Source organism: Kosakonia sp. (genome assembly GCF_032104925.1).
Taxonomy (GTDB): Bacteria; Pseudomonadota; Gammaproteobacteria; order Enterobacterales; family Enterobacteriaceae; genus Kosakonia.
Map to the genome: position 1 here is coordinate 130,058 of NZ_DAMCGF010000005.1, position 18,541 is coordinate 148,598.

The 18,541-nt window shown below is 54.4% G+C and carries 20 protein-coding genes and 1 pseudogene; 20 read left to right on the forward strand and 1 reads right to left on the reverse strand.

Features of this window, described 5'->3' with window-relative positions; genetic code table 11:
- Positions 1 to 12 precede the first annotated feature (12 nt).
- Complete coding sequence (locus RT644_RS12230; RefSeq protein WP_045507737.1) at positions 13 to 570, forward strand: DcrB family lipoprotein; 558 nt, start codon at positions 13 to 15, stop codon at positions 568 to 570.
- A 44-nt stretch (positions 571 to 614) separates the two neighbouring features.
- Here RT644_RS12230 and RT644_RS12235 read toward each other — a convergent pair whose 3' ends face one another.
- The gene (locus RT644_RS12235) at positions 615 to 1,814 is read right to left on the reverse strand and encodes an MFS transporter (RefSeq protein WP_313626833.1); all 1,200 of its coding nucleotides are present in this window, start codon (positions 1,812 to 1,814) and stop codon (positions 615 to 617) included.
- Between the two features lie 145 nt (positions 1,815 to 1,959).
- Between RT644_RS12235 and RT644_RS12240 the strand changes: the two genes are divergently transcribed.
- The 19 genes and pseudogenes from RT644_RS12240 to RT644_RS12330 all read left to right on the forward strand — a co-directional run bounded on the left by RT644_RS12240 (position 1,960) and on the right by RT644_RS12330 (position 18,541).
- Positions 1,960 to 3,009, forward strand: coding sequence for an AI-2E family transporter (locus tag RT644_RS12240; RefSeq protein WP_020455605.1), 1,050 nt, complete (start codon positions 1,960 to 1,962; stop codon positions 3,007 to 3,009).
- A 436-nt stretch (positions 3,010 to 3,445) separates the two neighbouring features.
- Positions 3,446 to 3,835, forward strand: a complete 390-nt coding sequence (locus tag RT644_RS12245) for a hypothetical protein (RefSeq protein WP_200551327.1) — start codon at positions 3,446 to 3,448, stop codon at positions 3,833 to 3,835.
- 73 nt (positions 3,836 to 3,908) lie between these two features.
- A complete protein-coding gene (locus tag RT644_RS12250) occupies positions 3,909 to 4,967 on the forward strand; it encodes a class I SAM-dependent methyltransferase (protein ID WP_313626834.1) in 1,059 nt (352 codons plus the stop codon).
- Positions 4,968 to 5,042: 75 nt separating this feature from the next.
- Positions 5,043 to 5,765 carry a beta-ketoacyl synthase chain length factor gene (locus tag RT644_RS12255; protein WP_313626836.1) on the forward strand — a complete coding sequence of 241 codons (723 nt, stop codon included), beginning with the start codon at positions 5,043 to 5,045 and terminating at the stop codon, positions 5,763 to 5,765.
- Positions 5,744 to 6,564 (forward strand): annotated as a pseudogene (locus RT644_RS12260) (lysophospholipid acyltransferase family protein). Before RT644_RS12255 ends, RT644_RS12260 begins: the two are co-directional and overlap by 22 nt.
- The gene (locus RT644_RS12265; protein ID WP_131413160.1) at positions 6,545 to 6,802 is read left to right on the forward strand and encodes a phosphopantetheine-binding protein; all 258 of its coding nucleotides are present in this window, start codon (positions 6,545 to 6,547) and stop codon (positions 6,800 to 6,802) included. Before RT644_RS12260 ends, RT644_RS12265 begins: the two are co-directional and overlap by 20 nt.
- A gap of 13 nt (positions 6,803 to 6,815) precedes the next feature.
- Positions 6,816 to 7,067: an acyl carrier protein gene (locus RT644_RS12270; protein ID WP_313626839.1), complete on the forward strand. Its 252-nt coding sequence runs from the start codon at positions 6,816 to 6,818 to the stop codon at positions 7,065 to 7,067.
- Positions 7,068 to 7,124: 57 nt separating this feature from the next.
- Entirely contained in the window at positions 7,125 to 7,655 is a 531-nt protein-coding gene (locus RT644_RS12275; protein ID WP_269232196.1) for a hypothetical protein, read from the forward strand.
- Positions 7,652 to 9,010, forward strand: a complete 1,359-nt coding sequence (locus RT644_RS12280) for an AMP-dependent synthetase (protein WP_313626840.1) — start codon at positions 7,652 to 7,654, stop codon at positions 9,008 to 9,010. Before RT644_RS12275 ends, RT644_RS12280 begins: the two co-directional genes overlap by 4 nt.
- Complete coding sequence (locus RT644_RS12285; protein WP_269232141.1) at positions 8,997 to 9,350, forward strand: hydroxymyristoyl-ACP dehydratase; 354 nt, start codon at positions 8,997 to 8,999, stop codon at positions 9,348 to 9,350. Before RT644_RS12280 ends, RT644_RS12285 begins: the two co-directional genes overlap by 14 nt.
- Positions 9,341 to 11,044, forward strand: a complete 1,704-nt coding sequence (locus tag RT644_RS12290; RefSeq protein WP_313626842.1) for a glycosyltransferase — start codon at positions 9,341 to 9,343, stop codon at positions 11,042 to 11,044. Before RT644_RS12285 ends, RT644_RS12290 begins: the two co-directional genes overlap by 10 nt.
- Before the next feature lie 3 nt (positions 11,045 to 11,047).
- The gene (locus RT644_RS12295) at positions 11,048 to 11,470 is read left to right on the forward strand and encodes an acyl-CoA thioesterase (RefSeq protein WP_249880123.1); all 423 of its coding nucleotides are present in this window, start codon (positions 11,048 to 11,050) and stop codon (positions 11,468 to 11,470) included.
- Positions 11,467 to 12,072 (forward strand): outer membrane lipoprotein carrier protein LolA, encoded by a 606-nt coding sequence (locus tag RT644_RS12300; RefSeq protein ID WP_200551319.1) that lies wholly within the window; start codon positions 11,467 to 11,469, stop codon positions 12,070 to 12,072. The genes RT644_RS12295 and RT644_RS12300 overlap by 4 nt, the downstream gene beginning before the upstream one ends.
- Positions 12,041 to 14,362, forward strand: coding sequence for an MMPL family transporter (locus RT644_RS12305; RefSeq protein WP_313626845.1), 2,322 nt, complete (start codon positions 12,041 to 12,043; stop codon positions 14,360 to 14,362). Before RT644_RS12300 ends, RT644_RS12305 begins: the two co-directional genes overlap by 32 nt.
- Positions 14,359 to 14,943, forward strand: coding sequence for a DUF3261 domain-containing protein (locus RT644_RS12310; protein WP_269232136.1), 585 nt, complete (start codon positions 14,359 to 14,361; stop codon positions 14,941 to 14,943). The genes RT644_RS12305 and RT644_RS12310 overlap by 4 nt, the downstream gene beginning before the upstream one ends.
- A gap of 1 nt (position 14,944) precedes the next feature.
- Complete coding sequence (locus tag RT644_RS12315) at positions 14,945 to 16,114, forward strand: beta-ketoacyl-[acyl-carrier-protein] synthase family protein (protein WP_269232135.1); 1,170 nt, start codon at positions 14,945 to 14,947, stop codon at positions 16,112 to 16,114.
- Entirely contained in the window at positions 16,111 to 16,587 is a 477-nt protein-coding gene (locus RT644_RS12320) for a 3-hydroxy-fatty acyl-ACP dehydratase (protein ID WP_269232134.1), read from the forward strand. The genes RT644_RS12315 and RT644_RS12320 overlap by 4 nt, the downstream gene beginning before the upstream one ends.
- Positions 16,584 to 17,315 (forward strand): 3-ketoacyl-ACP reductase FabG2, encoded by a 732-nt coding sequence (locus RT644_RS12325; RefSeq protein ID WP_313626847.1) that lies wholly within the window; start codon positions 16,584 to 16,586, stop codon positions 17,313 to 17,315. Before RT644_RS12320 ends, RT644_RS12325 begins: the two co-directional genes overlap by 4 nt.
- Positions 17,312 to 18,541: a beta-ketoacyl-ACP synthase gene (locus RT644_RS12330; protein WP_131413136.1), complete on the forward strand. Its 1,230-nt coding sequence runs from the start codon at positions 17,312 to 17,314 to the stop codon at positions 18,539 to 18,541. Before RT644_RS12325 ends, RT644_RS12330 begins: the two co-directional genes overlap by 4 nt.

Here is an 18,541-nt window from a genome sequence, read left to right on the forward strand (position 1 = left end):
AGGAAGAAGTCAATGCGCAATCTGGTGAAATATGTCGGTATCGGCCTGCTGGTTGTTGGGCTGGCTGCCTGTGATAACAGCGACAGCAAAAAACCTGTTCAGGGTGCTGCCGCCGAAAGCAACGCCAACGGTCAACCGGTAACTCTGCTCGACGGCAAACTCAGCTTCTCGCTGCCTGCGGATATGACCGATCAGAGCGGAAAACTGGGCACGCAGTCCAATAATATGCATGTGTATTCCGATGCCACCGGTCAGAAAGCGGTAATTGTAATTGTCGGCGACAACACGACAGAAGAGTTAAGCGCGCTGACAAAACGACTGGAAGAGCAGCAGCGTAGCCGCGACCCGCAGTTGCAGGTGGTCACCAACAAATCTATCGAACTGAAAGGCCAGAAACTGCAACAGCTCGACAGCATTATCTCCGCGAAAGGCCAGACGGCATGGTCTTCAGTGGTGCTGGGTAAAGTTGATGACAAACTGCTGACCATCCAGGTGACGCTGCCGGCGGATAACCAGCAGCAGGCGCAAACCACGGCGGAAAACATTATTAACACCATCGTAGTGAAATAAGCCGCTCTGAACATGAAAAAGGGAACCTGACGGTTCCCTTTTTTCTACCCGGCAACCGCCACCGGCTTATGCCGCAGCCGCCAGGCCAGCAGTAAGGCTATTGCCACCAGTCCTGCGGCGGCGAAATAGATAGCCGAGACACCCGCCTGCGCCATCAGCAACCCCGCCAGCGGCCCGGTTATCCCCAGCGATAAATCCATAAATACGGTGTATGTCGCCAGTGCTGAGCCCTGGTTATGCTGCGGCACCGCGTTGACTGCCACGACGCCCAGCGCCGGGAAAACCAGCGAGAAACCGGCCCCGGCAAGGAACACGCCGAGTTTCGCCATCCACGGCTCCACCGCCAGGCCAACCAGCACCAGCCCAAGAGTTTCGACCACAAAACAGAGCATCGCCACATTTAAACCGCCGAAGCGATTAATCCCATTCGGAAACAGCAGACGCGCGCCAACAAAGGCACAGCTAAAAAGAGTGAGGGCAAACGCCGCATCCTCCCAGCCTTTCGCATCGTAATAGAGGGTAATAAAGGTGGCGATGACGCCAAAACCGGTTGTACCCAGCGCCAGCGCCATCCCGTATAACCAGACGCGTCCCAGCACGGCGCGAAACGGCAGCGGCTTGCCTTTGCTGGCTTTCACCGCCGCACGCGGCAGCGCCAGTACTATTGCCAGCAGCGCCACGCCCATAATAGTCAGCGAGAGCCCATGCAGCCCGCCGTACTGATAACAGACCACCCCGAGCGGCGCACCGATGGCCATCGCGCCATAGGTGGCAATACCGTTCCACGAAATCACCCGCCCGATATGTATCGACCCGACCACACCCACGCCCCAGAGCGTCGCGCCGGTTCCAGCGAAACTCTGGCCAATGCCTAAAATGACGCGCCCCAGACAAAGCAATATCAGGCCTAACACGCCAACACTGCCGCCAACGCCCGCCAGCAAATAGCTCAGGCCGCTCAGAAACGCGCCGCATAAACCAAAGATCACCACTTTTTTTGGCCCCAGCAGGTCGGCATAGCGTCCGGCATGCGGTCGGCTCAGTAGCGTTGCGAAGTATTGCAGGCTGATCACCAGACCGGCCCAAAACGCGCTATAGCCCATCGCATCATGAACATAGCCTGGGAGCACCGCCAGCGGCAGGCCAATAGTGAGGTAACTGGCGAAGTTAAACATAACGACGGACAAAATCCGCAGATTGAGGCGCAATCCGCTTAGCGCCGGTTCGGCGGCGTTTTCAGGCATGGAGTTTTACTCAGCTTTTCACAACAGTGTTTCACTATTACCACGTGATGAAACAGAAAGCAGCATTCACTTTAAGAATATCTCTGGCGGGCGAAGGTGTGGCGGGGCACTACACTTAACGGGCCGATGACAAAAGGAATTAACCATGACACATCCTCAACCCGATCGGGCGGGTTTACATATTCTGTTAAAGCTGGCTTCGCTGGTGATCATTTTGGCCGGCATTCATGCTGCGGCCGACATTATTGTGCAGCTTCTTCTGGCACTGTTTTTCGCGATTGTTCTCAATCCGCTGGTTACCTGGTTTCTCCGGCGCGGCATTTCGCGCCCGGTGGCGATCGGTATTGTGGTGCTGGTGATGCTGGTTTTTCTCACCGCGCTGTTCGGCGTGCTTGCCGCGTCGGTCAACGACTTTATGACGCTGCTGCCAAAGTACAACCGCGAATTCACTAAGAAATTTATGCAGTTGCAGGATGCGATGCCGTTTCTTCGCTTGCACATGTCACCAGAACGTATGCTGCAGCGGATGGACTCGGAGCGAGTGATGGGCTTTGCCACCACCATGGCGACTCAGCTCTCGAACGCGATGGCCAGCATTGTCCTGCTGGTGATGACCGTGGTGTTTATGCTGTTTGAAGTGCGCCACGTACCTTATAAGCTGCGCTTTGCGCTGCATAACCCGCAAATTCATATCGCCGGACTGCACCGCGCGCTGAAAGGCGTTTCCCACTATCTGGCACTGAAAACGCTGCTGAGCGTGTGGACAGGCCTGATTGTCTGGGTCGGGCTGGTGTTTCTGGATGTGCAATTTGCGCTGATGTGGGGGGTGCTGGCGTTCCTGCTCAATTACGTACCCAATATCGGCTCGGTGATCTCCGCTATCCCGCCAATGATCCAGGCGCTGCTGTTTAACGGCACGTACGAATGTTTGCTGGTGGGCGGCTTGTTCCTTGTGGTGCATATGTTGCTTGGCAACATCCTGGAACCCCGCATGATGGGCCACCGCCTCGGGATGTCGACGCTGGTGGTGTTTTTATCGTTATTGATTTGGGGATGGCTGCTTGGCCCGGTGGGAATGCTGTTGTCAGTACCGCTAACCAGCGTGTGTAAAATCTGGATGGAAACCACCACCGGCGGCAGCAAGCTGGCGATTTTACTGGGTCCAGGCAGACCGAAAAGCCGCCTGCCCGGGTAAAGTACCTACCAACCAGGGTAGTTTTATATCCGTAATCACAACTGCTAATATTAAGAAAATAAAAACGCCCATCAGATTATGGGCGTTTTTATTTTGAAATCCCGAATGAGATAAATCGCAAAAATTTACCTTAAGATGAGATAATAAACATAACAAATATATAACGCGGTTAAATAGCCGATTATTAATCAAGGAGCTTTGCGGTTATCTGATCCACGCATCAATTTGGTTATCAGTTTCCTAATAAAAGCTACCGTTGCGCAAAGCATAATGGTATTTTATCGTCCGCGCATTCATCCTCGTTCTGTAAATACTTATGATTCCAGCATAAAAATCAAGGTGGTACCATTTATTTTCAGAACAGCATCATTATTTCGCCTAAGTTTGCGTTATTAAATGTGTCACCAATCTTATATTTATTTGATACGGAGTTCTCATGAAAAAGATTGTTCAGTTACTGACTGCAATTGCTGTCGTAGGTGCGCTAACGGGTTGCGCGCGTACTGCAAGTATTCATAATATTAACACCCCGGTCAGTGCGGGCCATTCTCAGGCGCAGGTACGTGCTGCCATTCTGAAAGCCGGCCAACAACGCCAGTGGATCATGACAGATGCAGGTCCGGGCGTTATCAAAGGTCGCATGCAAAGCCGCGACCATACTGCAGAAATTCGTATTAACTACTCTGCAAACAGCTATTCAATTAACTATGAAAACAGCATGAATCTGAAAGCCTCAGACGGGAAGATTCATAAGAATTACAACCGCTGGGTTAACAACCTCGACAAAGATATTCAGCTGAATTTATCATCAGGTGCTGCGCTTTAATTGTCATCCAGCCTAAAGTCGGACCGGGAACGGTCCGATAATCAATGTGCTCTTAATTAAGGTTGTGCACACCATGTATGAACAAGATCCCTTCAGCGCGCTGGAAGCGATAGCTGAAGCGCAGCGTATTGCTTTTGCCCCCATGTTATTTCAGACCGCGGTTTGTCTGCGTAAATTTGGGTTGCTGGAATTTCTGGATAAGCAAGGCAAGCAGGGCGCAACGCTCGATGAGATTGTCGAAGGTTGCGAAGCTGATGCTTACGCCGCCAGTGTATTGCTTGATATGGCGCTGAGTGGACGGATTGTCACCCGCAGTGAAGAGCGTTTTTATATCGCGAAGATAGGGCATTTCCTGCTGCACGATCCGATGACGCGAGTCAATATGGATTTCTCGCAGGATGTTTGTTACCAGGGACTGTATTTCCTTGAGGATGCCTTAAAAGAAGGCAAACCCGCAGGGTTGCGCGTATTTGGTGACTGGCCAACGATTTATCCAGCTTTATCGCAATTGCCTAACCCGGCACGGGATAGTTGGTTCGCTTTTGATCACTATTATTCCGATGCGGCATTTACGGCGGCTCTGCCACATATATTCGCAAGCCAGCCTGTAAGCCTGTACGATGTCGGCGGCAATACCGGAAAATGGGCGATGACTTGTTGCAAGTATGATGCAAATGTCGCGGTAACCCTATTAGATTTGCCTGAACAAATTGCACTGGCGCAGAAAAATGTCGAGGCCGCAGGCTTCTCATCACGGATTCACTTCCATCCGGTCGATATGCTTAGCGAAGCATCGCTGCCTGGTGAAGCGGATATTTGGTGGATGAGTCAATTCCTAGATTGCTTTTCACCAGAACAAATTGTTGGCATCTTAAGTAAAATAGCCGGGGTCATGAAACCGGGCGCCAGACTCTGTGTTATGGAGCTTTTCTGGGACGCACAAAAATTTGATGCTGCCGCCTTTAGCTTGAATGCAACGTCACTCTATTTTACCTGTATGGCGAACGGTAACAGCCGTTTCTATAGCGCGGAGAACTTTCTACGCTACCTGGAAATGGCCGGTTTCAGCATTGAAAAACGCCTCGATAATCTCGGGGTGGGACATACCTTATTGATATGTCATAAAAAATAAGACAGGGCGGCGACTGTGCCGCCATGATGCCTTACCGGCATCATTGGGAAAACCGTTTTTCGCGGATACGCGTTGATGAAATTTGCACTAAACATTACGGATTGGTTGGCCAGAGCGCCAGGTCTGAGCGAAACGACACAGTGGCAGCAATGGTCGCTGGATAGTGGCGCTATTGATCCTGCGCTTGCGCAGGCGAAACTCGCCGCGTTGCCGATGATGACCGCGCGTCGCCTCAGTTCAGGCAGCCGACTGGCTGTTGAATGTGGTATGACGCTGATGCGCCAGCATACGGTGGATGCCGTTGTGTTTAGCAGCCGTCATGGTGAACTGGAACGCAACTATCGCATTCTTCAGGCGCTGGCGGCAGACCAGGATATCTCCCCTACCGATTTTGCGATGTCAGTGCATAACTCCGCGGTGGGGAACCTCACTATCGCCATGCAACAGTCGATTGCATCCTCTTCTGTTTCAGCCGGGCTTGACACATTCCAGCAGGGGCTGTGTGAAGCGATCTGTTTCTTACAGGCGGGCTATAAACGCGTATTGATGGTGGATTTCGACGGCACACTTCCGGCGTTTTATCACCCGGGGTTGCATCCGGATATGCCCACCTGGGCCTATGCGGTTGCGCTCGTTATCGAAGCGGGCGATACCCTACAGTGCGTCAGCGAATCCGCGATATGGAACGATGAACCCCATTTGCCGCAAAGTATGCAGTTTTTGCAACATTATCTGCTTAATGAGTCTGAATTCAGCATTGCCGGCGAGCGTCTCAACTGGCGCTGGAGCCGTGCATGAGCCGCATTAACTGGCTATGGCGTTTACTCATGACCGGGTTGTGTTTTGCACTGTTCGGCATCGGTGGTTTGTTGCTGTCACTGGTGTGGTTTAACCTGCTGATTCTCGTGGTACGTAACAAAGCAAAGCGACGCATGTTGGCGCGCCGCAGCATTGCTGCCAGCTTTCGCCTGTTTTTAAACACCGCAAAGTTGACTGGCGCGCTGGATTACCGAATTGAAGGGATTGACGCGCTGCGCGGCGAGCGCGGTTGCCTGGTCATTGCCAATCATCCCACTTTGATCGATTACGTTCTGCTGGCCTCTGTGATGCCCGAAACAGACTGTCTGGTCAAAGGCGCCCTGCTCAATAATCCCTTCGTTAGCGGGGTGATTAGAGCGGCAGACTATTTGATCAACAGCCAGGCGGATACGCTGCTCTCCGCCTGCGAAGAGCGCCTTCGGCACGACGAAACTATTTTAATTTTCCCGGAAGGAACGCGTACGCGTCCCGGCGAAAAAATGACACTGCAACGCGGCGCGGCGAATATTGCCGTGCGCTGCGGTTGTGATTTGCGCATCGTGGTTATCCACTGTAGTGAACATCTGCTGGACAAACACAGCCGATGGTATGACGTCCCGCCATGCAAACCTCTTTTTACCGTTAAGGTGCGGGAGCGCGTGGCGATAAAACAATTTTATGATGCGGAATCGCAAGAACCGGCACTGGCGGCAAGACAGCTTAACCGGCATCTTCTGCATCAATTAACATCAGGTTTTGCACCTTTTTAGGAACGGATGATGCAACAGCTCTATCTTGAAATTAAAAATCTTATTATCAGCACCTTAAATCTGGATGAACTCAGCGCCGATGACATCGAAACCGAGAGCGCGCTCTTCGGGGATGGGTTGGGGCTGGATTCTATCGATGCGCTCGAACTTGGTCTGGCGATCAAAAATCAATACGCGGTGGTGCTTTCAGCGGAAAGCGAAGAGATGCGCCAGCATTTCTACTCTGTCGCCACGCTGGCATCTTTTATTCAGGCCCAACGCGCATAAAAACGGATACGCTATGACCGAGAAAAACGAAATTTATCAGGAAGTTTGCGCTCTTCTTATCAAACTCTTTGAAATCGATCCGCAGGATATTACTCCCGAATCTCGTCTGTACGAAGATCTGGAGCTCGACAGCATTGATGCTGTCGACATGATTGTGCATCTTCAGAAAAAGACCGGTAAGAAAATCAAACCGGAAGAGTTTAAAGCGGTGCGCACCGTACAGGATGTCGTCGATGCGGTAGCGCATCTGCTGCGGGAAGAATAAGCCACCGTGTACGGACCTCGCCTGGAAACGGGCCTGAAACTGCTCGCCGCGTTATTGATGCTCTGTTGGCCTTTTGTGATCTGGTTCGGCCTTGCGCATAACAGTCTGCACTGGCTGCTCCCTTTGATGGCCGTCATGCTGCTTTTCCGTTTGCGGCAAGCCCGACAGGGGCTTGCGCCGATGCGCTTTGTCACGCGCAGCATTGCCCTGACCGGTATCGGGCTGTGCGCGGCAAGCTGGCTATTAAAAACGCATCAGCTCCTGCTCTATTACCCGGTCGCCGTCAGCTTCATCATGTTACTGGTATTTGGCAGTTCACTGTGGAGCGCAATGCCGCTGGTCGAGCGTTTGGCTCGCCTGCGCAGCCCCGACCTTCCTGAGGAAGCCGTACGCTATACCCGCCGCGTGACGCATGTCTGGTGTGTTTTTTTCGTGTTGAATGGCGGGATTGCGCTATTTACAGCGCTGTATGGCGATATGCGTCTATGGACGCTCTGGAACGGCATGATCTCCTACCTGCTGATGGGTTTGCTGATGGCAGGTGAATGGCTGATACGCCGCCAGATGATAAAACGAGAGATGCAATGAAAACCCTTCCTTTCGCCGACTGGCTCAGCCATTCGCGGGCCAATGATACTCCCATCGCCTGGCTTGGTGTTCGGACGTGGACGCTGGAAGACCTGCGCAGCGATGTCGCCCAGCTTATGACCTGGCTACAGACGCAGGACGATGAACGCTGGGCGCTGTGCTTTGAAAATAGCTACCTTTTTATTGTCGCGCTGCTGGCTACGCTGCATGCCGGGAAAACACCTGTAATTCCAGGGCACTGCCGGGAATCATTGCTGGCCGAGCAAAAAACGCTCTTTCAGGGAGTACTCAGCGATCAGCCTTTACGCTGGGGAGGCCCGCATTGTGTGGTAAAGGCAAACGCACCACAAGCCGCGAAAGGCGACGTTTTTCCGCCCCTTCGCGAAGGGGCGTTTATCGAGCTTTTTACCTCCGGTTCAACCGGGCAGCCGCGCCGGGTTATCAAACCGATAGCCTGTCTTGATCATGAAGCGACGCTGCTCGCCGCGCGTTTTAGTGACCAACTGGCGGGCTGTCGCGTCGTGGCTTCGGTCGTGCCGCAACATTTATACGGACTAACCTTCCGCATCTTTCTGCCAATGTCGCTCGGACTGCCACTTCACGCCGCAATGCTCTATTACGCCGAGCAGTTGGCCGCGTTGGAAAGCCACCATCGCTATGCGTTTATCAGTAGTCCCGCGTTCTTAAAACGCCTTGATCCCCGGCTCGCACCACCGCCGATGGCGATCATTCTCTCGGCTGGTGGAATGCTGCCGTGGACAGATGTTCAGGGAACCGCTGACTGGTGCGGTGTTCAACCAGATGAAATATATGGCAGCACCGAAACAGGCATTCTTGCCTGGCGGCATCGCCAGCACGATAGCATCCCGTGGAAACCTTTTCCGGGGGTTTCGATCGTGCCGGAAGGTGAGGCATTTCGCGCGCATTCGCCGATTATTCCCGAACCAGACGGCCTGTTGCTCGATGATATCCTGATCTTTGATGACGGCGGGACTTTCCACATCGCCGGGCGTCGTGGCCGCGTTGTTAAAATCGAAGAGAAGCGCATCTCGCTGAGTGAAATAGAGAGACGCGTGTTAGCGCTTGAGGGTATTCGGGATGCCGCAGCTCTCCCTGTGTCTCGTGGCGGGAGACAGGGCGTTGGCGTGCTGCTGGTGCTGGAAGAAGAGGCACATCGCCAGTGGCTTAATTGTGACAATAAAGCAATGGAGCTTGCCTGGCGAAGAGAGCTGATTCCGTGGCTGGAGCCGGTGGCGGTGCCACGTTACTGGCGCATCCTGGAAGAGATCCCCGTTAATAGTATGAACAAGCGTGTTTATGCTCAACTACAGGAGTTATTTCATGAAACCTCATGAAATTGCACACCGTCAGGTGTCACCGACGCACGCTGAAATCGATATCCTACTGGAGACGGACCTGTTCTGGTTCCGCGGTCATTTTGCGGTTCAGCCGTTGCTGCCAGGCGTAGCGCAACTCGACTGGGTGATGCATTACGCCACGTTAATGCTCACCCCGGGCTATCGCTTCCACAGCATTCAAAACGTTAAATTCCAGGCCCCACTCCTGCCGGGAAACAGAGTCACGCTGCGACTCGACTGGCAGGAACAGAAGCAGCAACTGAGTTTCAGCTACCTGCGCCATGCGGGCGAAGAACGCCATACCTGTAGCAGCGGGAAAATTCGCCTATGTCAGTAACTTTTAATCCTTGTGTGGTTATCCCTTGCTATAACCACGGTGCAATGATGGCGCGCGTGGTTGAACGCCTGCAACCGACAGGCCTGCACTGTTTTATCGTTGATGATGGCAGTGATGAGGCAACGCAGCGGGTGCTGGAAACACTGGCCGCAGGAAATGAAATGCTTACCCTGACGCGGCTTGCGCAAAACGCCGGTAAAGGCGAGGCAGTGATCGAGGGTTTGCAAAATGCCTCACGCGCGGGTTTTACTCACGCCGTGCAGGTCGATGCTGACGGGCAGCATGCCATCGAAGATATTCCCAAATTACTGGATCTGGCGAGGCAACATCCGCAGGCGCTGATTTCAGGCCAGCCGGTTTATGATGACTCCATTCCCCGTTCGCGGCGATATGGCCGCTGGGTCACACACGTCTGGGTGTGGATAGAAACATTGTCTTTTCAACTGAAAGACAGCATGTGCGGTTTTCGCGTCTATCCCATCGCTTCCACGCTGCGGCTTGCTGAACGTGTCACGCTGGGCAGGCGTATGGATTTCGACACAGAAGTGATGGTTCGCCTCTACTGGCAGGGAACTCCCAGCTACTTTGTCCCGACACGCGTAACGTATCCGCAGGACGGTCTTTCTCACTTTGATGCGCTGAAAGACAATGTTCGCATCTCGCTGATGCATACCCGCTTATTCTTCGGCATGCTGCCGCGCATTCCTTCCCTGCTGTTTCGCCGCGCTGATACCCACTGGGCGCAGCAGCACGAGAGGAAGGGATTATGGGGTATGCGCTTTATGTTGCTGGTCTGGAGAGTGTTTGGCCGCCGAGCATTCTCGCTGCTGCTCTATCCTGTTGTCGCCGTCTATTGGCTTAGCGCCGGTAACGCGCGGCGGGCATCGCAGCTCTGGCTGGCGCGTGTGCGCACCAGCCTGGCGCTGCGCGGGCTGCTGTCACCGGCAAAACTCAGTAGCTATCGCCACTTTCTGCGTTTTGCCGAAGCCATGCTGGATAAAGTGGCAGGCTGGCGCGGCGAACTCCAGTTAGGCCGTGACGTTGAATTCGCGCCCGGTGCTGAAGCCGCAATGGGGCTGGACGATAACAACGGCAAGCTCTTGCTCGCATCCCATCTGGGCGATGTTGAAGCCTGCCGTGCGCTGGCGCAATTACATAACAGCAAAGTGATCAATGCGCTGGTGTTTCATGAGAACGCACAGCGTTTTAAACAGATCATGCAAGAGATGGCTCCCGAAGCCGGAGTACACCTTATCCCGGTAACGCATATTGGCCCGGATACCGCCATGTTGCTGAAAGATAAGCTCGATCGGGGCGAATGGGTGGCCATTGTCGGCGATCGTATTGCGGTTAACCCACAGCGCGGTGGCGACTGGCGGGTGTGCTGGAGCACGTTTATGGGTCACGCCGCCCCCTTCCCGCAAGGGCCATTTATTCTGGCGGCGGCGCTACGCTGCCCGGTGCTGTTAATGTTTGCTTTGCGCCAAAACGGCAAATTGCGCCTGCATTGCGAACGTTTTGCCGATCCGCTGTCCATGCCTCGCGCAAACCGTCAAGCGGCACTGCAAGCGGCTGTCGACAACTACGCTGCACGCCTTGAACACTACGCGCTGCAATCACCACTCGACTGGTTTAATTTTTTTGATTTCTGGCGGTTGCCTGACCACGCACCGCAAGCCACGGATAAGGAGTAACAGGTGTTAAACGATCCCCGTTTCACAGCCGAGGTTGCGCTAAGCGTTCCCTTTCACGACGTCGATATGATGGGCGTTGTCTGGCACGGCAACTATTTTCGCTACTTTGAGATAGCGCGTGAGGCGCTACTGAATCAGTTCGATTACGGCTACCGCCAGATGAAAACGTCGGGGTATTTGTGGCCGGTCGTGGATACGCGGGTGAAATACCGTGATGTACTGACATTCGAACAGCATTTTCGCGTACGCGCCCGAATCGAAGAGTTCGAAAACAGGCTGAAAATCGCGTATGAAATCATCGACGCCGCCAGCGGCAAGCGAACCACCACCGGTTACACCATTCAGGTGGCGGTGGAGGAGAAAAGCCGGGAGATGTGCTTCGTCAGCCCGGCCATTCTGTTTGAACGTATGGGGGTCACACCATGAGATATTGGCCTCTGCTGGTTCTGCTGTTCGCTCCCTTCGTCAATGCAGTGACGCTGGAGGAATTACAGCAGCGCTTTACCCAACAACCGGTGGTACGTGCGCATTTCACCCAAACCCGCACCATTAAAGACTTGCCGCAGCCGCTGCGCTCGCAGGGCGAAATGCTTATCGCCCGTGAGCAGGGATTATTGTGGGATCAGACCGCACCGTTCCCGATGATGCTAATGCTTGATGATTCGCGGATGGTGCAAATCATTAACGGTCAGCCACCGCAGGTGATCACTGCGCAGAACAACCCGCAAATGTTCCAGTTTAACCATCTTCTGCGCGCCCTGTTTCAGGCCGATCGCGCCGTGCTGGAACAGAACTTTCGCATTGACTTTAACGATGCCGGGAAAGGTCGCTGGACCCTGAAGTTGACCCCAATCACCACGCCGCTGGATAAAATATTCACCTCCATCGACCTGGCCGGGGATCACTATCTCGACAGCATCCGCCTGAATGATAAACAGGGCGATCTCACCGATATCGCTTTTTCCCAACACCGACTCACGCCCACGACGCTGACTGATGACGAACGCCAACGTTTTGCAACGCACTAATTCCCCACGCCCGGCACTACTGTGGGGCGCAGTATGCCTGGTGATGCTGGGTATGCTGCTCGCGCTGCTTCCCAAAGCGCGAATGAACAGTAGCGTACTGGCGATGCTTCCGGCACAAACCATGGGCGCGCTGCCTGCGGCATTGAATGACGGCTTTATGCAACGCCTCGATAAGCAACTCGTCTGGTTGATCAGCCCTGGTAAACAGGCCAATCCCGAGGTAGCGCAATACTGGCTGACGCTGTTAGGTCAATCGCAGGTTGTTAATCACCTGAAAGGCGCGATGGATGCAAAGAGTCAGCAAGCGTGGGGCGCATTTTTCTGGCAGCACCGTAACGCTCTGCTTGATAGCGCAACCCGCGCGCGTCTGCAAAACGGCGGCGAAGCGCAGGCACAATGGGTGCTGACTCAGCTCTACTCGGCCTTTTCCGGCGTATCGGGTAAAGAGCTGCAAAACGATCCGCTAATGTTGATGCGCGGAGCACAATTGGCGATGGCGCAAAATACGCAGCGACTGCGGTTGATGGATGGGTGGTTAGTCACCCAGGACAACGACGGCAACTACTGGTATCTGCTCCACGGCGAGCTGGCAGGCTCCTCCTTCGATATGCAGCAAACACACCAGTTTGTCGCCACGCTCGGCTCGCTGGAAACACAACTCAAGAAACAGTTTCCACAGGCGCAATTGCTATCACGCGGCACGGTATTCTATAGCGACTACGCCAGCCAGCAGGCAAAGCGCGACATTTCAACGTTGGGGATCGCAACTATCGTCGGCGTCATGTTGTTGATTGTTGCCGTGTTCCGCTCCTTGCGCCCACTTCTGTTATGCCTACTTTCAATCGCCGTTGGTGCGCTGGCCGGCACGGTAGTGACGCTGCTGATCTTCGGCGAGTTGCACCTGATGACGCTGGTGATGAGCATGAGCATCATCGGGATCTCTGCGGACTATACACTTTACTATCTCACCGAACGTATGGTGCATGGCGCAGAGTCATCGCCATGGCAAAGCCTGGAAAAAGTACGAAATGCGCTGTTGCTGGCACTGGCGACGACCGTCTTGGCGTATCTGATCATGATGCTGGCGCCCTTCCCTGGTATTCGCCAGATGGCGATTTTCGCCGCTACCGGACTCAGCGCCTCTTGCCTGACGGTTGTCTTCTGGCACCCCTGGCTGTGCCGTGGTTTACCGGTACGTCCCGTGCCTGCGATGGTGCTGTTACTGCGCTGGCTGGCAGCCTGGAGGCGCAATAAAAAACTGTCGGTGGGATTGCCGCTGATAATGGCGGCGGTTTCTCTTGCCGGGTTGTCGACACTGCGCATCAATGACGATATCAGCCAGTTACAGGCATTACCGCAGAACATCCTTGCGCAGGAAAAAGCCATCACTGCTCTCACCGGACAGAGCGTCGATCAGAAATGGTTTGTGGTTTATGGCGAAAATCCCCAGCAGACACTGGAACGTCTGGAAGCGTTTATTCCACGTCTGGAACAAGCGCGTGAGAACGGCGCAATTTCGGGTTTTCGTTATGTGCCGATCAACTCGATCTCACGCCAGCAGCAGGATCTGACGTTACTCAAAAATGCCGCGCCCACCGTTGCTCATACCTTGCAGAACGCTGGTTTGCAGGCGGTTACCCCCGATCTCAGCCCAATGACGGTCACGGTTGATGAGTGGCTTGCCAGTCCGGCCAGTGAAGGCTGGCGTTTGCTGTGGCTGACCATACCAGACGGGCAGAGTGGCGTTCTGGTGCCCGTTGATGGCGTAAAAGATAGCGCAGCGTTAAGTAAGCTGGCACAGGCGCAATCAGGTATTGCCTGGGTGGATCGAAAAAGCGCTTTCGACGAGCTTTTCGCGCTCTATCGTCTGGTGTTAACCGGCCTGTTGTGTGTTGCGCTGGCAGTGATCGCGGCGGGCGCCATACTTCGTCTTGGCTGGAAAAAGGGGCTTATCAGCCTTGTCCCTTCTGTGTTGTCAATCGGTTGCGGGCTGGCAGCATTGTCGCTAAGCGGCCATTCTGTCAATCTCTTCTCCCTGCTGGCGCTGGTACTGGTGTTAGGGATTGGCATTAATTACACGCTATTTTTCAGTAACCCACGCGGCACACCGCTCACCTCGCTACTGGCGATCTCGCTGGCGATGGTAACAACGCTCCTCACGCTGGGCATGCTGGTATTCAGCGATACCCAGGCGATTAGCTGTTTTGGCATCGTGCTGGTAAGTGGCATTTTTACCGCCTTTTTACTTTCACCACTCGCAATGCCGGGTAAAAAAGAGAGAAAACGATGATCCGCACCCTCTGGACAGGCATGGCGCTGGCCACTGCCCTACTGCTTACCGGATGCAGTTCCACCACCCACTCCTCCGACAGCGCCCGCCCGCAAGCATGGCTGGAGCCCGGCACGCGCGTGACGTTACCGGCACCGGGAATTAACCCGGCGGTCAATTCCCAGCAGCTACTCACCGGGAGCTTTAACGGGAAAACGCAGTCACTGCTGGTGATGATGACCGCCGACGAGAAAAAAATCACGCTCGCCGGGCTCTCCTCCGTAGGGATTCGCCTGTTCCTCGTCACCTACGACGAAAACGGTATTCATACTGAGCAATCTATTGTCGTACCGCAGTTACCACCGGCAAACCAGGTATTGGCCGATGTAATGATCAGCCACTGGCCTGTCGCCGTCTGGCAGCCGCAATTACCGAAAGGCTGGACGCTCACCGACACAGGCGACAAGCGCGAGCTGCACAATGCACACGGAAAGCTGGTGACGGAAATCACCTACCTACAGCGCAAAGGCAAACGCGAGCCAATTAGCATTGAGCAGCACGTCTTTAAATACCACATCACCATTCAATATCTGGGTGACTGAGATGATCTACATTTCCGCGATTGGCATGATTAACGCGCTGGGAAACACCTGCGATGAAATCGCTGCCAATTTGAGCCGTGGCGTCGCGCCGGGCATGATCAACCGAAAAGGCTGGTTACAGGGCGATGCTGAAGTCATGCTCGGCGGCGTGGATACAGAACTTCCGCTGATGCCCGAGGAGTGGCAGGCGCATCGTAGCCGCAACAACCAGCTTTTGTTGGTCGCGCTGGAACAAATCCAGCCGACGGTGGATGAGGTGATTTCCCGCTATGGCCGCGATCGCGTTGCCGTCGTTTTGGGCACCAGCACATCGGGTCTGGAGGAAGGGGGTAGACACGTAAATTACCTGCATAACGGCGAAGAGAGCCTGGAATGGCGCTATTCGCAACAGGAGCTAGGCGATCCGTCGCGCTTTTTAAGCCGCTGGCTGGCTCTCGACGGCCCGGCATTTACGGTTTCTACCGCTTGTTCCTCCAGTGCCAGAGCGATCATTAATGGTCAGCGCCTGATTAATGCGGGGCTCGCGGATGTTGCCATCGTTGGTGGCGCAGACACACTTAGTCAGATGCCGATCAACGGATTTAATAGTCTTGAATCCTTCTCGCCGACATTATGCCAGCCATTTGGCCGTGACCGTTGCGGCATCACTATTGGTGAAGCTGCCGCGTTGATGGTTCTGACACGGGAACCGCAGCCGCTGGCGCTGTTAGGCTGTGGAGAATCCAGCGATGCCTGGCATATTTCTGCACCGCATCCTCAAGGCGAAGGCGCGATCCGCGCAATAAACATGGCACTCGCCCAGGCGGGCCTGACGCCAGACGACGTTGGTTATATCAATCTGCACGGCACCGCCACGATCCTTAACGATCAAATTGAATCGCAGGTCGTGCATACGCTGTTTGGCGATCGTATCCCCTGTAGTTCAACTAAACATTTGACCGGTCACACTCTTGGCGCGGCGGGTATCACTGAAGCAGCACTGAGCGCACTGATTCTGCTGCGCGATTTGCCATTGCCACCGCAGGATTTCAGCCATTATCCGCGGGACACAACCCTGCCAGAGTGCGGCCTGCTAAGCGCCCCCCAGCCGCTTTCACGCCCGGTGATTTTGTCGAACTCCTTCGCCTTCGGCGGAAACAACGCCAGCATTTTGCTGGGGAGAGTGTCATGAGCCATTACCTTGCACCCGGTGCCTATTTACCTCATGAGGCACCCATGATCCTGCTGGAAGAGGTCATTGCTGTCGGCGCCGATTGTGCCCACTGCCGCGTGACCGTTAACAAGCAAGGTGTCCTTGCACCGTTTATTGATGCCGAAGGCCACTTGCCTGGCTGGTATGCTCTCGAACTAATGGCGCAAAGTATTGGCGTCTGGTCGGGCTGGCATCGCCAGCAACGCAGTGAAGAAAATATCGCCCTCGGTATGGTGTTGGGTGCCAGAGAATTAACCTGTGCGGCGAATTCGCTGCCAGCAAATGCCGTGCTGGATATCCACGTCAGGCTCCTGATGCAGGATGAACGTTTCGGCAGCTTCGACTGCACCATTAAGGCTCAAACCGACACGCTAGCTTCGGGCCGAGTCAATACCTTCCAGCCGACAAAGGAAGAGTTAACGTCACTTTTTATTCAAGGAAAAACGGCATGAATCGTTCCGTATTGGTCACTGGTGCCAGCAAAGGCATCGGCCGTGCCATCGCCCAACAACTTGCCGCAGACGGTTTTACGATCGGCGTGCATTACCATCGTGATGAGCAAGGCGCGCAGCAAACGCTGCACGCGATTGAACAGGCAGGGGGAAGCGGACGTCTGCTCAATTTCGATGTTGGCAACCGCGAGCAATGTCGTGAGGTGCTGGAGAGCGAAATTGGCCGCCACGGCGCCTGGTACGGAGTGGTCAGTAATGCCGGGATTGCACGCGACGCAGCCTTCCCGGCGCTGAGCGAAGAAGACTGGGACATGGTCATCCATACCAACCTCGACAGCTTTTACAATGTGATCCAACCCTGCATTATGCCCATGATCTCCGCTCGCAACGGCGGGCGCATCATTACGCTTTCGTCGGTTTCCGGCGTAATGGGCAACCGTGGCCAGGTCAACTACAGCGCAGCTAAAGCGGGGATCATTGGCGCGACAAAAGCGCTGGCTATCGAACTGGCAAAACGCAAAATCACCGTGAATTGTATTGCTCCTGGCCTGATTGACACCGGCATGATTGAGATGGAAGAGGCGGCACTGAAAGAAGCGATGTCCCTGATCCCGATGAAACGTATGGGCCAAACGCAAGAAGTGGCCGGACTAGCCAGCTATTTGATGTCCGATATTGCGGGTTATGTTACCCGCCAGGTCATTTCGATTAACGGAGGCATGCTATGACGCGTCGCGTGGTTATTACCGGTATGGGCGGCGTTACCGCCTTTGGCCAAAACTGGCAGGAAGTTGCGAAGCGGTTACTGGCTTACGAGAATGCCGTACGGAAAATGCCGGAATGGCAAATTTATGATGGCCTGCATACTCTGCTGGGTGCGCCCATTGATGATTTTGTGCTACCGGAAAACTACACCCGCAAACGCATCCGCGCGATGGGACGCGTCTCGTTGCTCTCCACCAGAGCCAGCGAACTGGCGCTGGAGCAGGCAGGGTTAATCGATGATCCGGTTCTCACCCAAGGCCGAACCGGTATTGCGTATGGTTCGTCGACTGGCAGCACTGGTCCGGTAAGTGAATTTGCGACCATGCTGACCGAAAAGCACACCAATAACATCACTGGCACCACCTATGTACAGATGATGCCGCACACCACTGCGGTTAATACCGGCCTGTTTTTCGGGTTGCGTGGTCGGGTGATCCCTACATCCAGCGCCTGCACTTCCGGTAGCCAGGCGATAGGCTACGCCTGGGAAGCCATTCGCCACGGTTATCAGGATGTGATGGTCGCGGGCGGTGCGGAAGAGTTATGTCCATCGGAAGCCGCCGTTTTTGATACGCTTTTCGCCACCAGTCAACGTAATGATGAGCCGAAAACCACTCCGTCTCCATTTGATGCCCGTCGTGATGGTCTAGTGATTGGTGAAGGCGCAGGAACGCTGATTCTGGAAGAACTGGAACATGCGAAAGCGCGCGGTGCCACCATTTATGGCGAGATTGTCGGGTTTGCCACCAACTGCGATGCCGCGCATATCACTCAACCCCAGCGTGAGACGATGCAAATTTGTATGGAGCAGGCGCTTAATATCGCTGGGCTCAGCCCGCAGGATATCGGCTACATTTCCGCACACGGCACAGCTACCGATCGGGGTGATATTGCAGAAAGCCAGGCAACCGCCGCTATCTTCGGCAATACGGTGCCCATCTCCTCATTAAAAAGCTACTTCGGTCATACGCTTGGCGCCTGTGGCGCGCTTGAAGCGTGGATGAGCCTGCAAATGATGCGCGAAGGCTGGTTTGCGCCAACGCTAAACCTGACGACACCGGATGAAAATTGCGGCGAACTGGATTATATCCGCGGTGAAGCAAGGCATATTGATTGTGAATTCCTGCAAAGCAATAACTTTGCGTTTGGCGGAATAAATACCTCAATTATCATCAAACGCTGGGCGTAA

What these genes read in the sequence shown, in the direction of transcription:
- RT644_RS12230 (WP_045507737.1), top strand. Translation starts at nt 13, where the DNA reads ATGCGCAATCTGGTGAAATATGTCGGTATCGGCCTGCTGGTTGTTGGG.
- RT644_RS12235 (WP_313626833.1), bottom strand. Translation starts at nt 1,814, where the DNA reads ATGCCTGAAAACGCCGCCGAACCGGCGCTAAGCGGATTGCGCCTCAAT.
- RT644_RS12240 (WP_020455605.1), top strand. Translation starts at nt 1,960, where the DNA reads ATGACACATCCTCAACCCGATCGGGCGGGTTTACATATTCTGTTAAAG.
- RT644_RS12245 (WP_200551327.1), top strand. Translation starts at nt 3,446, where the DNA reads ATGAAAAAGATTGTTCAGTTACTGACTGCAATTGCTGTCGTAGGTGCG.
- RT644_RS12250 (WP_313626834.1), top strand. Translation starts at nt 3,909, where the DNA reads ATGTATGAACAAGATCCCTTCAGCGCGCTGGAAGCGATAGCTGAAGCG.
- RT644_RS12255 (WP_313626836.1), top strand. Translation starts at nt 5,043, where the DNA reads ATGAAATTTGCACTAAACATTACGGATTGGTTGGCCAGAGCGCCAGGT.
- RT644_RS12265 (WP_131413160.1), top strand. Translation starts at nt 6,545, where the DNA reads ATGCAACAGCTCTATCTTGAAATTAAAAATCTTATTATCAGCACCTTA.
- RT644_RS12270 (WP_313626839.1), top strand. Translation starts at nt 6,816, where the DNA reads ATGACCGAGAAAAACGAAATTTATCAGGAAGTTTGCGCTCTTCTTATC.
- RT644_RS12275 (WP_269232196.1), top strand. Translation starts at nt 7,125, where the DNA reads ATGCTCTGTTGGCCTTTTGTGATCTGGTTCGGCCTTGCGCATAACAGT.
- RT644_RS12280 (WP_313626840.1), top strand. Translation starts at nt 7,652, where the DNA reads ATGAAAACCCTTCCTTTCGCCGACTGGCTCAGCCATTCGCGGGCCAAT.
- RT644_RS12285 (WP_269232141.1), top strand. Translation starts at nt 8,997, where the DNA reads ATGAAACCTCATGAAATTGCACACCGTCAGGTGTCACCGACGCACGCT.
- RT644_RS12290 (WP_313626842.1), top strand. Translation starts at nt 9,341, where the DNA reads ATGTCAGTAACTTTTAATCCTTGTGTGGTTATCCCTTGCTATAACCAC.
- RT644_RS12300 (WP_200551319.1), top strand. Translation starts at nt 11,467, where the DNA reads ATGAGATATTGGCCTCTGCTGGTTCTGCTGTTCGCTCCCTTCGTCAAT.
- RT644_RS12305 (WP_313626845.1), top strand. Translation starts at nt 12,041, where the DNA reads ATGACGAACGCCAACGTTTTGCAACGCACTAATTCCCCACGCCCGGCA.
- RT644_RS12310 (WP_269232136.1), top strand. Translation starts at nt 14,359, where the DNA reads ATGATCCGCACCCTCTGGACAGGCATGGCGCTGGCCACTGCCCTACTG.
- RT644_RS12315 (WP_269232135.1), top strand. Translation starts at nt 14,945, where the DNA reads ATGATCTACATTTCCGCGATTGGCATGATTAACGCGCTGGGAAACACC.
- RT644_RS12320 (WP_269232134.1), top strand. Translation starts at nt 16,111, where the DNA reads ATGAGCCATTACCTTGCACCCGGTGCCTATTTACCTCATGAGGCACCC.
- RT644_RS12325 (WP_313626847.1), top strand. Translation starts at nt 16,584, where the DNA reads ATGAATCGTTCCGTATTGGTCACTGGTGCCAGCAAAGGCATCGGCCGT.
- RT644_RS12330 (WP_131413136.1), top strand. Translation starts at nt 17,312, where the DNA reads ATGACGCGTCGCGTGGTTATTACCGGTATGGGCGGCGTTACCGCCTTT.